Source organism: Bradyrhizobium sp. B117 (assembly GCF_038969555.1).
Classification (GTDB): Bacteria; Pseudomonadota; Alphaproteobacteria; order Rhizobiales; family Xanthobacteraceae; genus Bradyrhizobium.
Genome location: NZ_CP152414.1, coordinates 4,141,362 through 4,155,063, shown reverse-complemented (window position 1 = coordinate 4,155,063; position 13,702 = coordinate 4,141,362). Strand labels below are relative to the sequence as shown.

Sequence of the window (13,702 nt, the reverse complement as noted above, 5' to 3'; positions counted from 1 at the left end):
CACGAACATGGAAGTCTAAGACATGCAGAAAGTTCTCGTCACTGGAGCGGGTGGATATATCGGCATTCCCCTCTGCCAGATGCTGGCCCAGAAGGGTTATTCGGTGACTGCGCTTGATCGATGTTTTTTCGGCCGGGATCGCTTCACGCAGGCGGCTTCGCACCCAAACATCAAGATGCTCGTCGAAGACATCCGCACCGTGGACCCCCAGCAGTTCGAGGGCATGGACGCCGTCATCGATCTGGCCGGACTGAGCAACGACGCCTCCGCCGAAATCGACCCCGAACTGACGGTCTCGATCAACCACCAGGGTGGCGTTCGTCTGGCACGCGCGGCCAAACGGGCCGGCGTTCGCCGCTATGTCTATTCGAGCTCGGCATCGGTCTACGGTCACGGCCAGGAAGTCTCGCTGAACGAGCATGCCGCCTGCCGTCCGCAGACGCTGTATGCCGAAAGCAAGCTTCACGTCGAGGACGAGCTGCGCAAGCTGCAAGGCGGCACGTTCGAAACGGTCATCCTGCGCAACAGCACCGTGTTTGGCCTCGCCCCGCGCATGCGCTTCGACCTCGCCATCAACGTCATGACGCTGCGCGCCTGGAAGGAGCGAGTGATCTACGTCATGGGCGGCGGCGAGCAGTGGCGGCCGTTCATCCACGTTCACGACGTCTGCCGCGCCCTGATCATGGGCATCGAGAGCGAAGCATCGGTCGTGTCAGGTGAGACGTTCAACGTCGGCGGCGACGATCTCAATTATCAGATCAAGCAGCTCGCGAACTTCGTCAAAGACATCATCCCCAACATCGTCACCCACACGATCCCGGATGCGACGGACAAGCGAACCTATAATTTGTCTTTCGCCAAGATCACCCAACGCCTGAAATTCGATCCGTCCTCCCGCGTGCACGAAGGGATCGTGGAGATAAAACAGGCTTTGGAGCGGGGCACGGTCAGTGGCGACGATCCCACGACCCATACACTGGGATGGTATCGTTCCCTGATCGACTGGGAAAAAAGAATCAAGGAATTGTCGATCAACGGCAAGATCTTGTGATCGCTCAAGGCACAAGTTCAGGCGGCGGCGAGCGGTCCAGCACGTCGCCCCTGGCGCCTTCGAGCAGATCGATGCCGTAGGTTTCGACGACGAGCGGTCCGCGCTTGCGCTGCAACTGCGCGACCTGCGTCACCTGCGCGAACAGGTCCTTGAGGGCGGGATGGTCGCCTTCGCGCAGCTCGTCGACAAAGAGCAGCTTGCCGGCCAGGAGCTTCGGATCGGGCTCGCCCATGTTGACCCAGCGGATGCGCTGGTTCTGCTGCGCCACGCAGGTGCCGCGCGGCAGGTAGAAGGCGAGCCAGCCGGTCGTGCCGTAGTCCGGCGCAAGCACGCAGGTCGCGCCGGTGCGCACGCGCAACGCCTCGACCTCGTTAGCAAGCTCGCGCCAGCCGACGCCGACACTGCGCACGGTCGCATCGCGGCGATAACCGGAAAGCCAGCCGGTGTTGGCCTGCACGATCAGCGCGGCGAACATCACGATGCCGGCGGGCGCGGCCCAGCGCAGGCAGAAATCGACGAGGCGCCGCTGGCGCGGCTGCCACTGCACGAGATTGGCAGCGGCCGCCGCGGCAACGACGAAGGGCGGATAGACCGGCGCGAACCAGTTGGCCTCGACGCGGGCGTGCAGCGAGTGCCAGACGAAATAGACGACGATGGTCCAGAACATCGTCTCGATCAGCACGCGCGAGGCCAGCGCGCCGGCCCGGTGCCAGGTCAGCGCATGCAGCCCCATCGCGCCGAGGATGAAGACCAGCGGGGTTGCGAATGCGATCTGGGTCGGGATCAGCTCGGCGATGAAGACCGGGCGGAAGTCCTCGATCCTGGCGCGGCCGAGCTGCTTTGCGAACGAGACCCAATGATGGTCGGCATTCCAGAGGATCACCGGCGAGAACAGCGCCAGCGCAACGAGCCCGCCGAGATAGGGCCAGGGCGAGAGGAACCAGCGCCGGAGCTTCGGTACCGCCGCAAGCCAGATCAGGATCGCGGCGCCAAAGAACATCGCGGTGTACTTAGACAGCAGCGCCGCGCCGACCGCGGCACCGACCGCAAGCCACCAGACGCCGCGCCCGGTCTCCAGCACTTTTGCGAGGAAGAACAGCACGAAGCTGGAGGCCACCAGCAGCGGCGCATCCGGCGTCACGATCAGCGTGCCGACGGACGCCATCATGGTCACGTTGAGCAGGATGGCGCTGGTCGCCGCCACCCGCGCCCCGCCGAACAGGATCGCGGCGGTGCGATAGATCGCATAGCTCATCGGCAGCGCGAGCAGGATCGACACCAGACGGACGCCCAGCTCGGTATCGCCGGCGATCATGGTGCCGGCGCGGATGACGTAGGCGACCATCGGCGGGTGATCATAATAGCCGCCCGCGAGGCTCTTCGACCACATCCAGTAGTAGGCTTCGTCGAAGGTGATTGGCGTGAACGCGGCCGCGACCAGCCGCAAGGCGACCAGCGCGACGATCACCAGCGCGGTGTTGCGGACGATCCGCGCGTCAGCCCCGCCCATCGTGCGCTATTTCTTGCGCCAGACGAACAGCCCGGACATCGCGTAGTTCCACACCACGCCCATCAGTGCACCGGCCATGCCGGCCAGCCACCAGATCGGCTCCTGGTCGTAGACCGAGAACGCGACACCGACATTGGCGAGCAGGCCGACGCTGCACACGATGTAGAACGCGATCAGACCGCGCAGCAGCGCAAAGCCCTTCAGCCGCTGGTCGCGATAGGTGAGGAAGTTGTTGAGGACGAAGTTGCTGGTCATGGCGACGATGGCGCCCGCGGCCTGCGCCTCCGCGAACGGCGCCCTGAACAGTTCAAGGGCGATGAACAGCGTGGTGAGATGCACCACGAGGCCGATGCCGCCGACCATCGCGAACAGGATGAAGCGCAGCGAGACAGCATCGTTGGTGAACTTGGCCAGCACCAGGCCGAGAAAATCCAACGCGACCATGGAATCGAGCTTGCTCTCGCCGTGCTGGCGCTCACCGAACGTGTAGGGAATTTCAACGGCTCGCAAGCTGCCATTCGCGCTCGCGACGAGGTCGAGCAGGATCTTGAAGCCGTGCACCGACAGCTTCGGCGCGAGCTCCTCGAAACGTTCGCGGCGAACCATGAAGAAACCACTCATGGGATCGGCGATCTCGACCCGCAGCACCTTCTTTGCGACCTCGGTCGCCAGCGCGCTGGCGCCGGCACGCTGCTTGTTGAAGCCTTCGCTCTTGTAGCCCTCGATGTAGCGGCTGCCGACGACCAGATCGGCCTGGTCGCTCGCGAGCAGCAACAGCATCTTCGGCAGTTGCGTCTCGTCGTGCTGGAGGTCGGCGTCGATCACGGCCACATAGGGCGCGCTGGAGGCCAGGATACCCTCAATGCAGGCCCCGGACAGGCCACGGCGGCCGATGCGCCGGACGCAGCGCACGCGGCTGTCGCGCTGAGCCAGCGCGCGCACGACGTCCCAGGTGCCGTCGGGCGAATTGTCGTCGACGAACACGACCTCCCAGACGACGTTGGCGAGGGTCGCCTCCAGCCGTCGGTACAGCACCGTGACGTTGTCGCGCTCGTTGAAGGTCGGGACGATGACCGACAGTTCCGGGCCTTCGTGAGCCTGCGGCGGGCTGTCGGTGCCCGGTCTGATCGCTTCATTCATGACGGCAGCGTATATCCGCCGCGTCCTGCGCTGCCAAGCCGGGGTTTTTTCTGGGGAACGGGCCAAAAGGGGCCCTAAAATGCCAACGACCCCGGAACGGCGGACCGCGCGTACATCCGGCGCAGGCCCAAGCTATTCCAAGGTCGTCCCAGCGCCGGAGTTTTCGCTCAACGTCGCCGTTAGAAACTAAATAGGAACGGCAAACCCGCTTCGCAAGGGGCGAAAGGTCGATTTTCGGCCCTATTGGTTGGGGACTTCCTTGATCACCGGCCCGCGCGGCGCGGGCGCGGCGGGGGCTGCGGGTGCCGCCGGGGCAGGCTCGACCTTCGCCGGCTTGGGCGGCTTGCCGTACTGGCCGATTGGCCCGAGGACGACGGCGACCGCAAGCACGATCGCCGCGACGATCGCGCCCAGAATGCCCCCCACCGACTCAGACGACATGGAAACCTTCCCTGTTCCGGATGCCGCGAGTGATACCACGGATGCGCGCTGCACCGAAAGGCCCCGGGCGAGTAGCGAATAGCGAGGAGCGAAAGAGGAAGGCCTGCCCCTATTGGCCATTTGCCATTCCCCTACTTCGCCGGCGCTCGGCGCTTGACGAAGGCCGTCACGATGTCCTTCTGCGCCGACTCGACCGCCCTGTTCGCGGTGGCGAGATGGGCGCCGGAATCGATGTTGGGATATTGCGTGGTGAGATAGTCGAGCAGCGCCACCCGGTAGTATTGACGCTCCGACGGACAGGCGCCTGCAACCGAGCGGCCAAAATCCTGTTCCGACAGGCCCTGATTGCTGTCGCGCGAATATTCTCGCGCCAGACAATGCCAGTAATCGTCGCGACCCTGCTGGGCGAGCTTCTGTGCGCTCTTGGCGTCGTTCTTGGCATCGTCGTCATCCGCGATGGCGGAAGATATCATGGCAGCAGATGTCATCATGACGAGCGCCGCTCCCACCACCAGCATCCGCATCTTGTTCTCCTTTTCGCGGGTCACCTCGCAAGCTTAGACCGGAGGCGGCAACTGGCCAATCACATCTGGTTTGATTAAGATGAGGTCCCTCCCCGTCGTTGCGAGATCCCTCCCGTGGCCAAAGCAAAAACCGCGTCCAAAAAATCCGGCAACATCTTCATCGGCATCGGCGGTTGGACCTTCGAGCCCTGGCGCGGCGTGTTCTACCCGGAGAAGCTGACGCAGGCGAAGGAGCTGTCTTACGCCGCCTCGAAGCTGACCTCGATCGAGATCAACGGCACCTATTACGGCTCGCAGAAGCCGGAGAGCTTTCGCAAATGGGCGAGCGAAGTCCCCGACGGATTCGTATTCTCCGTGAAGGGACCGCGCTTCGCCACCAATCGCCGCGTGCTCGCTGACGCCGGCGACTCCATCAAACGGTTCTACGATTCCGGCGTGCTGGAGCTCGGCGACCGGCTCGGGCCGGCACTCTGGCAGTTCGCGCCGACGAAGAAGTTCGACGGCGCCGACTTCGGCAAGTTCCTCGAGCTGCTGCCGCGCAAGCTCGACGGCCGTGCGCTGCGCCATGTCGTCGAGGTCCGCCACGACAGTTTCTGCACGCCGGATTTCATCGCGCTGATCCGCGAGTTCGAGACGCCGGTTGTGTTCGCCGAGCACGGCAAATATCCGGCGATCGCCGATGTCGCCAGCGACTTCGTCTATGCGCGGCTGCAAAAAGGCGATGACGAGATCAAGACCTGCTATCCGCCGAAACAGCTCGATGCCTGGGCCGAGCGCTTTCAGGCGTGGGCCTCCGGCAGTGAACCCGACGACCTGCCAAAGGTTGACAAGGCCAAGCCGAACAAGGAGCCGCGCGACGTGTTCGCCTATGTCATCCACGAGGGCAAGGTGCGCGCGCCGCACGGCGCCATGGAACTGATCGCGCGGGTGAGCTGAGCGGGCTACCGCCTATGACACTCTCAGTTAAGGCCACGAAAGCTTTCACATCGTCATGGCCGGGCTTGTCCCGGCCATCCACGCCTAGCTGCGCGGCACGAAGAACGTGGATGCCCGGGACAAGCCCGGGCATGACGACCTCCCGTGTCGTGACCTGAGGTGTCTCATGGCAAAGGCGAAGAAGCTCTTCACCATCGGCTATGAGCAGACGCCGCCCAAGGCGGTGCTGGACGAGCTGGAGCAGGCCGGCGTCAAGCTCGTGGTCGACGTGCGCGCGGTGACGTCGTCGCGCCGGCCGGGCTTTTCCAAGAAGCAGCTCGCCGCCGGCTTGGACGAACGCGGCATCGCCTATGTCCATCTCGCAGCCCTCGGCACGCCGAAGGAAGGGCGGCTTGCCGCGCGCAGCGGCCAATATGACGTGCTGGAGAAAGTCTTCTCGAGGCACCTGAAGGCGCCCGAAGCCAAGGAAGCGATGGACGAGCTTTCGGCGCTGGTGAAGAAGGCAGGTCCCGTGTGCCTGCTCTGCTACGAGCGCGATCACACCCACTGCCACCGCCAGATGATCGCGGAGATCATCGAGGAGCGCGATGGCGTGGCGGTGAAAAATTTGGCGGGACGGCAGGTGTAGCTGTTGCCGTCATTCCGGGGCGCGCGTAGCGCGAGCCCGGAATCCATTGAGCGGCAGCGCAGGTGGAAGAATGGATTCCGGGCTCGCGACTTCGTCGCGCCCCGGAATGACGATTCAGCCCTCCCCCGCCAGCTTGAACGTCCCCTCCATCATCTGCACGCAGCTGCCGCCGACATGGGCGGAGACGATCTTGCCGCCCTGCTTGCGCACGCACGTCTGGAGGATGCTGGGCCGGCCCATGTCAAAGCCCTGGCCGACAGTGAGCTTCAGTTCACCGTCACGCGCGGGATCGAGATCGGCGAACAGCGCCGCGGCGGCGACCGTGGCGCTGCCGGTGGCGGGGTCCTCGACGAGCCCGGAGGCGCCGCGCATGAACATCCGCGCCTGCCGCTCGCAAGGCGCCTCCGCTGGCGGCACGTCGCGCGTATAGAACCACACCGAGCGGGCACCGTCGCGCGGCAAGACCTTGCCGTAGGCCACAGCATCGGGCCGGGCCCGCTTGAGCGCCTCGCGCGAATGCAGCTCCATCACCAGGAACGCGTTTCCGACGGTAACGACATGCGGTGCGTGGTTGTCGATCTTGATGTCATCTGCGCCAAGCGAAATGCAGCTGGCCGCTTCAGCGGGAGACAGCGGCGCATGCCGCGCCAGAGACTGCGGCGCGGTGAGTTCGGTCCTGATCACCCGGCCCTGATCCCGCACGATCTTGACAGGTACGAGCCCGGCCTTCTCCTCGAACAGTAGCCGCAGCTTCGGCTCTTTCGCCATCGAGGCCAGCACGAAGGCGGTGCCGACATTGGGATGGCCGGCAAAGGCGATCTCCTGCACCGGCGTGAAGATGCGCACCTCGGCGTCATTGGCCTTGTCGCGCGGCGGCAGCACGAAGGTCGTCTCGGAATAGTTGAACTCGGTCGCGATCGCCTGCATCTGCGTGGTCGAAAGCCCGCCGGCATCGAGCACCACGGCGAGCTGGTTGCCGCCGAAGGCGCGGTCGGTGAACACGTCGACGGTGATGTAGCGGCGCTGCATCGTCACTTCCCCATGCAAGTCGCGGCCACGACCGGCCGCATCGCGCGGCAGTCTACAGGCCGGCGACATCGTCCGTCATGCCCCAAAATTCGGAGCAATCGGAGCAATGGCGAATGACGCGTTGGTAGACGAAGGCGCAACCGTTCGCGAGGCCGGGCTGGCAGAGTCCGCCAGCCCGGCCTCGTCCGTCGTGATCGCTAGTACGGATACGCGTAGGTGTACGCCGCGTTCGGCAGGCACGGCGGCTGCCTGTAGGGCGCAGAAGCATACGAGCCTTCTGCCGGAGCCCTGACGCAGTCCGCCGTCGCCTGGGTCGCGGCGCGCCGTGGGGCGACGTCGCGCGCCGCAGCGGCCTGGGTCTGGTAGACGGCGGCAGCGATCAGAGCGGTCGCAACAAGAGACAATCGGGTCATTGGCTTTCTCCGGATGACAAGTGAAAGCCGAGATGTTTCGGCTTTCACTGTGCAAGACCCGAAGGCTACCAAGGATATTTCATCACGCGCCTTCAACGGAACGCGATCCGCTTCAACGAAACGCGACTGACATTTGAAGTCGCGCTACCCCAGTTGATACACCGCGACCTTCTGCTCGTAGCCGCGCACCTCGACTTCGCCGAGCGCGACGGCGTCCTTGCCGTCATCGCCGAGCGCCTCGCGCACGGATGCGGAGATCAACAGCTGCGAGCCGAACTCCTTGTTCAGCGCCTCCAGCCGCGAGGCGAAGTTCACGGTGTCGCCGATCACAGTGTATTCCTTGCGCCGGGGCGAGCCGATATTGCCGGCGACGACCTCGCCGAAATGGATGCCGATGCCGATCCGCAGCGGCCAGCTCGTCTCTGCATTGATGCGGTCCATCGCGGTCAGCATCTCGCGGCCGGCCGCGACCGCGCGATGCGCGGCATCCGAGGCCTCCAGCGGCGCACCGAACAGGGCGAGAAAGCCGTCACCGAGAAACTTGTTCACGATGCCACCCTCGCGGTCGAGGATGTCGACCAGCACGGCGAAGGCGCCGTCGAGCCGGTCGACCACCTCCTGCGGCGTGCGCGACTGCGCACCGGCGGTGAAGCCGCGGAAATCCACGAACATCACGGCGACGCGGCGGACGTCACCACTCGCAGTAGTTCCCGTTGCCATCAGCCGCTCCACAACTTGCGGGGACACGTGCTGGCCGAACAGGTTCGTCACGCGGTCGCGCGCGGTGGCCGCTGCGATGCTCGCGGCAAACTGGCGGCGGAGCTGCGCGCCGACGGAGCCCGCAAGCACGCCGCAGATCAGGATGACCGTGCTGCGCACTGCGTGGAAGTAGATCAGGGGCTCGCCGGCGTCGTTCACCGAATTGTAATACAGCGCGACAGCCAGGAGCTGGGCTCCAGCCACAAATCCCGTGAAGGTCGACAGCCAGAAATCGAGCCGCAGCGTCGAAAGAATGACGAAGATGAAATAGACCAGCGGCAGCACGAAACCGAGCGCGGGCCCAGCGCCCATGCTGCGGATCTGCAGGATCAGGATGATCGTCGGCAGCGACGTTTCGATGAAGGCGCCGACATAGCGCCTGATCACCGGGAGGTCGCGATCGAGCTTCAGGTTTCGCCTGATCTGGCCGTGAACCCAGGCTTCGAAGAGGATGAAGCCTCCTAAAAGGATGTATTCGCGGACGAGGCCCTCTGTCCCGCGCCAGACTCGGTTCACGAGAGCAGGGTCGATCAGGAAGGTCGAGGTGAGGAACAAGACCATAACGCAGCCGGTGATGATCAGTGTCCGCACCCGCAACAGCTCGGTGCGCAGCACCTCCCGCGTCAGCTCGCGCTCGAAATCCTCCGAGAGCACGGCATGCTGCCGCGCCTTCCTGCTCGCAAACCTCGCCATCATTCCCCCTGCTCGTTCCGGGCCGCGCGCAAGCGTGAACCCGCAATCTCGAGATTCCGGGCTCGATGCTATCGCATCGCTCCGGAATGACATCGGGAACAGTTTGCCTCAATCCAGCGTGCGGCGGAAGCGCGTCACGGCGATGACCATGGCGAGCAGCATCAGGGCCGCCAGCGCCAGGGCGTCGAACCGCAGGTTCTGCATGGTCGCGCCCTTCAGCATGATGGCGCGGACGATGCGCAAATAATGCGTCAGCGGCAGGCCTTCGCCGAGATATTGCGCCCAGGCCGGCATGCCCGCGAACGGGAACATGAAGCCGGACAGCAGGATGCTCGGCAGGAAGAACATCATCGACATCTGCATGGCCTGGAGCTGGTTCTGCACCACGGTCGAGATCGTGTAGCCGATCGCGAGATTGGTGGTGATGAACAGCGTCGAGAGCAGCGCCAGCAGGAACAGATTGCCGAGCACGGGCACGCCGAACAGGAGCACGCCGATGCCGATGATGAGGAAGGCCTGGACGAAGCCGACCAGCACGTAAGGGATGATCTTGCCGAACATCACCTCGACCGGCTTGATCGGCATCGACAACAGGCTTTCCATGGTGCCGCGCTCGACCTCGCGCGTGACCGACAGCGCGGTGAAGATCAGCATGGTCATGGTGAGGATGGTACCGACGAGGCCCGGCACGATGTTGAGGCTGGAGGCCGCTGCCGGATTGTAGCGGGCATGCGCTCGGATCTCGAACGGCATCTCCGGGGGATCGCCGATGTAGAGATCGTGCGCGAGCGCGGTCTGCACCACCTTGCCGAGCGAGCCGAGCGCGGAGCTGGCCGCCACGGGGTCGGTGGCGTCGGCCGCGACCAGCAGCGCCGGCTTGTCGCCGCGCCGCACCGCCCGCTCGAAACCGCGCGGGATCTCGACCCCGAATAGCACTTTGCCGGATTTCAGCAGATTGTCGAAATCGTCGACGTCGTGCACCTCGTAGATGAAGCGGAAATAGGCAGTGTTCTCCAGCGCCTTCAGGATCGAGCGGGCAAGATCGGAATCCTCCTGGAGCAGCACTGCGCTCGGCAGATGGTGCGGCGTGGTGTTGATGGCATAGCCGAACAACAGAAGCTGCATCACCGGCAGCATCACGATCATCGCGAACGAGACGCGGTCGCGCCTCAGCTGGATGAACTCCTTGATCAGCATCGCGTAGGAGCGCTTCCAGAAGCCGAAGCGTTCGCGGATTTCGTGCCGTGGTGCGGCTTGATCGGCAGCGCTCATTGGAAATTGTCCTTGGAGCGGCTCATCAGCTCGATGAAGACGTCTTCGAGCGAGGGCGAGGATTTGTGCCAGTGCAGGCCGCTTTTCTCGCGCCAGGGCGCGATGCTGGCTTCGAGCGCGGCGACGTCGCGCCCCGAGACGTGCAACGAGGTGCCGAACGGCGCCACCATGTCGATGCCGGGCTTGCCGGTGAGTTCGGCCGTGAGGCCGTTCAGGTCCTCGCCGGTGACGGTGTAGGTCGAGAGCGCGGATCCCGCGATCACCTCCTCGACCGTGCCATGGGTCAGCAAATGGCCGTAGGCGATGTAGGCAATCTCGTGGCAGCGCTCGGCTTCGTCCATGTAGTGGGTCGAGACCAGCACGGTGAGCCCTTCTGCCGCGAGCGCGTGGATCTCGTTCCAGAAATCGCGCCGGGCCTTGGGATCGACGCCGGCGGTCGGCTCGTCCAGCAGTAGCAGCTTCGGATTGGGCAGCGTGCATGCACCCAGCGCCAGCCGCTGCTTCCAGCCGCCTGAGAGCTCGCCCGCGAGCTGCTCCTCGCGCCCCGAGAGCCCGAGCCGCTTGATCATGTCGCGCGCGGCGCCGCGCGCATCGGCAAGGCCATAGAGCCGCGCAACAAATTCGAGGTTCTCGCGCACCGAGAGGTCCTGATACAGGCTGAAGCGCTGCGTCATGTAGCCGACCTGGCGCTTGATCTTCTCAGCGTCCTTAAGGATGTCGTAGCCGAGGCAGGTGCCCTCGCCGCTGTCGGGCGTCAGCAGGCCGCAGAGGATGCGGATGGTCGTGGTCTTGCCCGACCCGTTCGGCCCGAGGAAGCCGTAGATCGAGCCGCGCTTCACCTGCATGGACAGATCGTGCACGACCTCACGCCCGCCGAACGATTTGGTGAGGCCCTTGACGTCGATCGCGATGTCGCTATTGCCGTTCATCGCTTGTCCGCCACCGGCGTCTTGGGGTTGAGATAGACGTTGATCGGCTGGCCGACGCGCAAGGCGTCGGGACGCGAGGGCCGCGCCTGGATCAGATAGACCAGCTTGTTGCGCTCCTCGAGGCTGTAGATGACGGGCGGGGTGTATTCCGCCGAGGTCGCGATGAAGTAGATCTTGGCGGTGAGATCGGCGGCGCAATTGTCGCAGGCGATCCGCACCGTGTCGCCGATCGTAAGCTTCGGCAGCTCGGTCTCCGGCACGAAGAAGCGCAGCTTCATGTTACCGGGCGGCATGATCGACAGCACCGGTCGCTGTGCCGCCACCATCTCGCCCTCACGAAAATAGATCTGCTGGATGGTGCCGGCGACCGGCGCAAAGCCCTTGCGCCGCGCCATCCGCGTCTCCGACGTCGCCACCCGCGCCTCGGCAACGCGCAAGGCCGACACCGCGGAGTCGAGATTGGCCTGCGTGCCCGATCCGGTCTTGCTCAGCGAGGCCGCGCGATCATAGGTCTGCTGCGCATTCGCCAGCGTCGCCTTGTTCTGGTTGAGGTCGGCGAGCTGGAGATCGTCATCGACCGAATAGAGGTGATCGCCAACCTTGACCTCGTCGCCCTCGCGCACGTTCAGCTTCGTCACCCGGCCCGCCTCATCCGGGCTGACGAAGATCATGTCGGCCTCGACCCAACCCTGGAAGCCGGGATCGCGCTTCTCATTACAGCCGGCGAGGCCGGTTCCGAGCACGAGGGCCAATGCAAATGTCAAAAATACCCGCGACGACCTCATGTCGTCCTCCGTTCGCCAAAAATCAAATCGAGATGGACGCGCAGCATGTCCTGCGCATCGAGCGGCGCGTGCCGCGCAAACAGGCTCTGCCAGATCACCGCGATCATCGCCGGCGCGACCAGGATCTGCGGATAGCGCGCAAGGTCCTTCTCCCGGATCTCGCCGCGAGCGATGCCGAGCTCGATCAGGGTGCGCATCGTGGCGATGCCGCGCGAGACGACCTCGCGGTAGTAGAAATCGGCGACGGAGGGAAAGCGCGGCCCCTCCGCCACGATCAGGCGCACCAGATCGCCGCGCCTCGTGCCGATCACTTCCTTCAGGAAGTTGCGGGCGAAGGCCTCGACGAGATCGCGCACCGAGCCCGCTGGCGGCGGCAATTCGGCCAATCGCGCCACCACAGGCACGATGACGATGCGTACCAGCTCCTCGAACATCGATTCCTTGTCCTTGAAGTGCAGGTAGATCGTGCCCTTGGCGACACCGGCGCGCTTGGCAATGTCGTCGAGCCGCGTCGCCGCGAAGCCGCGCGCGATGAACTCCTCCATCGCGGCCTCCACGATCGCCGCGCGCCGCTCCGCCGCGCGTGTGGCACGGTTCGAGGCAGGTCCCTCCTCGCTCGCTACCGGGACGTTCGCGTTGGCGCGAGCTGCCGGCGGCATGGAGGCTTTGGTCGACTTCTTGGGCATCTTCAATTTATGACTGACTAGTCAGTCATAGTCAAGTCAGGGACGGGCTCTATTCAGCAAACAAATTAGCATTGACTAATGCATTAGCATTTGCTAATTGAACTGTCATGATCGAAGCCGCCCCAAATCCCGTCACCACCGTGATGCGCGCCCTCGCCGATCCGACCCGCCGCGCCGTGTTCGAGCGTGTGTTCGAGAGCAAGGAGATCAGCGTCGCCGAGCTGACGCGCGGCAGTGGCGTCACGCAGGGAGCCGTCTCGCAGCACCTGAAGTCGCTCAAGCAGGCCGGCCTCGTCGCCGAGCGCGCCGAGGGCCGCAACGTCTATTACCGCGCCGCGCCGCAAGGACTGGAGCCGCTGGTCACCTGGATGGACCATTACGGCGTGTTCTGGCGCGAGCGCTTCCAGAACCTGCGTGACCTCTTGAAGGAGATCGACCCGTGAATGCAGCCGCGTTGCAAGCCGAGACCAAGGACATCGTCATCGACGAGGTGCTCCCTCATGCGCCGGAGACCGTCTGGAAGGTGCTGACCAATGCGCAATTGATCGCGCGCTGGCTGATGCAGCCGACCGGCTTCGAAGCGGTCGAAGGCAAGGCCTTTACGTTCCAGACCACCCCGGGCGGCAATTGGGATGGCGTCATCCATTGCCGCGTTCTCGAAGTCGTGGTGAACCGCCGCCTCGTCTACGCCTGGAAGGGCGGCGATGCGCGCAACATCGGCTACGGCGCGCCGCTCGACACCGTCGTGACGTGGTCCCTCACCCCGGTCGAGGCCGGCACGCGGATCCGGCTCGTTCATGCCGGCTTCGTCCTGCCGAGGAACGAGTCGGCCTACACGGTCATGAGCGGCGGCTGGAAGAAGGTTGTTCGCCAGCTCGATGAGATCAGCGGCGAGAAGTGAGGAGT

General features: G+C 64.6%; 16 protein-coding genes. 5 read left to right on the top strand and 11 right to left on the bottom strand.

The annotated features are described in order from the left end of the window. Nucleotides 1–22 precede the first annotated feature (22 nt). The gene (locus tag AAFG16_RS20290) at nucleotides 23–1,051 is read left to right on the top strand and encodes an SDR family oxidoreductase (RefSeq protein WP_342740329.1); all 1,029 of its coding nucleotides are present in this window, start codon (nucleotides 23–25) and stop codon (nucleotides 1,049–1,051) included. Between the two features lie 4 nt (nucleotides 1,052–1,055). Here AAFG16_RS20290 and AAFG16_RS20285 read toward each other — a convergent pair whose 3' ends face one another. From AAFG16_RS20285 to AAFG16_RS20270, 4 genes are all read right to left on the bottom strand, one after another. Next, nucleotides 1,056–2,561 (bottom strand): glycosyltransferase family 39 protein, encoded by a 1,506-nt coding sequence (locus AAFG16_RS20285; protein WP_283086046.1) that lies wholly within the window; start codon nucleotides 2,559–2,561, stop codon nucleotides 1,056–1,058. 6 nt (nucleotides 2,562–2,567) lie between these two features. Then, nucleotides 2,568–3,701, bottom strand: coding sequence for a glycosyltransferase family 2 protein (locus AAFG16_RS20280; RefSeq protein WP_283086045.1), 1,134 nt, complete (start codon nucleotides 3,699–3,701; stop codon nucleotides 2,568–2,570). A 240-nt stretch (nucleotides 3,702–3,941) separates the two neighbouring features. Further along, nucleotides 3,942–4,142 carry a hypothetical protein gene (locus AAFG16_RS20275; RefSeq protein ID WP_283086044.1) on the bottom strand — a complete coding sequence of 67 codons (201 nt, stop codon included), beginning with the start codon at nucleotides 4,140–4,142 and terminating at the stop codon, nucleotides 3,942–3,944. A 131-nt stretch (nucleotides 4,143–4,273) separates the two neighbouring features. Then, on the bottom strand, nucleotides 4,274–4,666 hold the full coding sequence (locus AAFG16_RS20270) for a hypothetical protein (protein WP_283086043.1): 393 nt from the start codon (nucleotides 4,664–4,666) through the stop codon (nucleotides 4,274–4,276). 114 nt (nucleotides 4,667–4,780) lie between these two features. On the opposite strand from AAFG16_RS20270, the gene AAFG16_RS20265 reads away from it, so the two are divergent. Together AAFG16_RS20265 and AAFG16_RS20260 are read left to right on the top strand one after the other, a co-directional pair. Beyond that, nucleotides 4,781–5,602 (top strand): DUF72 domain-containing protein, encoded by an 822-nt coding sequence (locus tag AAFG16_RS20265; protein ID WP_283086042.1) that lies wholly within the window; start codon nucleotides 4,781–4,783, stop codon nucleotides 5,600–5,602. Between the two features lie 166 nt (nucleotides 5,603–5,768). Then, a complete protein-coding gene (locus AAFG16_RS20260) occupies nucleotides 5,769–6,230 on the top strand; it encodes a DUF488 domain-containing protein (RefSeq protein WP_283086041.1) in 462 nt (153 codons plus the stop codon). 114 nt (nucleotides 6,231–6,344) lie between these two features. On the opposite strand, the gene AAFG16_RS20255 is transcribed toward AAFG16_RS20260, so the two are convergent. From AAFG16_RS20255 to AAFG16_RS20225, 7 genes are all read right to left on the bottom strand, one after another. Beyond that, nucleotides 6,345–7,259 (bottom strand): PhzF family phenazine biosynthesis protein, encoded by a 915-nt coding sequence (locus AAFG16_RS20255; protein WP_283086040.1) that lies wholly within the window; start codon nucleotides 7,257–7,259, stop codon nucleotides 6,345–6,347. A gap of 197 nt (nucleotides 7,260–7,456) precedes the next feature. Further along, complete coding sequence (locus AAFG16_RS20250) at nucleotides 7,457–7,672, bottom strand: hypothetical protein (RefSeq protein WP_283086039.1); 216 nt, start codon at nucleotides 7,670–7,672, stop codon at nucleotides 7,457–7,459. Between the two features lie 144 nt (nucleotides 7,673–7,816). Further along, nucleotides 7,817–9,124, bottom strand: coding sequence for an adenylate/guanylate cyclase domain-containing protein (locus tag AAFG16_RS20245; protein ID WP_283086925.1), 1,308 nt, complete (start codon nucleotides 9,122–9,124; stop codon nucleotides 7,817–7,819). A 108-nt stretch (nucleotides 9,125–9,232) separates the two neighbouring features. Further along, nucleotides 9,233–10,396: an ABC transporter permease gene (locus tag AAFG16_RS20240; protein ID WP_283086038.1), complete on the bottom strand. Its 1,164-nt coding sequence runs from the start codon at nucleotides 10,394–10,396 to the stop codon at nucleotides 9,233–9,235. Further along, on the bottom strand, nucleotides 10,393–11,325 hold the full coding sequence (locus tag AAFG16_RS20235) for an ABC transporter ATP-binding protein (protein WP_283086037.1): 933 nt from the start codon (nucleotides 11,323–11,325) through the stop codon (nucleotides 10,393–10,395). Before AAFG16_RS20235 ends, AAFG16_RS20240 begins: the two co-directional genes overlap by 4 nt. Next, nucleotides 11,322–12,110: an efflux RND transporter periplasmic adaptor subunit gene (locus AAFG16_RS20230; RefSeq protein ID WP_283086036.1), complete on the bottom strand. Its 789-nt coding sequence runs from the start codon at nucleotides 12,108–12,110 to the stop codon at nucleotides 11,322–11,324. The genes AAFG16_RS20235 and AAFG16_RS20230 overlap by 4 nt, the downstream gene beginning before the upstream one ends. Then, a complete protein-coding gene (locus tag AAFG16_RS20225; protein ID WP_283086035.1) occupies nucleotides 12,107–12,796 on the bottom strand; it encodes a TetR/AcrR family transcriptional regulator in 690 nt (229 codons plus the stop codon). Before AAFG16_RS20225 ends, AAFG16_RS20230 begins: the two co-directional genes overlap by 4 nt. Before the next feature lie 107 nt (nucleotides 12,797–12,903). Between AAFG16_RS20225 and AAFG16_RS20220 the strand changes: the two genes are divergently transcribed. Continuing rightward, complete coding sequence (locus tag AAFG16_RS20220; protein ID WP_212343221.1) at nucleotides 12,904–13,239, top strand: metalloregulator ArsR/SmtB family transcription factor; 336 nt, start codon at nucleotides 12,904–12,906, stop codon at nucleotides 13,237–13,239. After that, on the top strand, nucleotides 13,236–13,697 hold the full coding sequence (locus AAFG16_RS20215) for an SRPBCC domain-containing protein (protein WP_342740327.1): 462 nt from the start codon (nucleotides 13,236–13,238) through the stop codon (nucleotides 13,695–13,697). The genes AAFG16_RS20220 and AAFG16_RS20215 overlap by 4 nt, the downstream gene beginning before the upstream one ends. Nucleotides 13,698–13,702 lie beyond the last annotated feature (5 nt).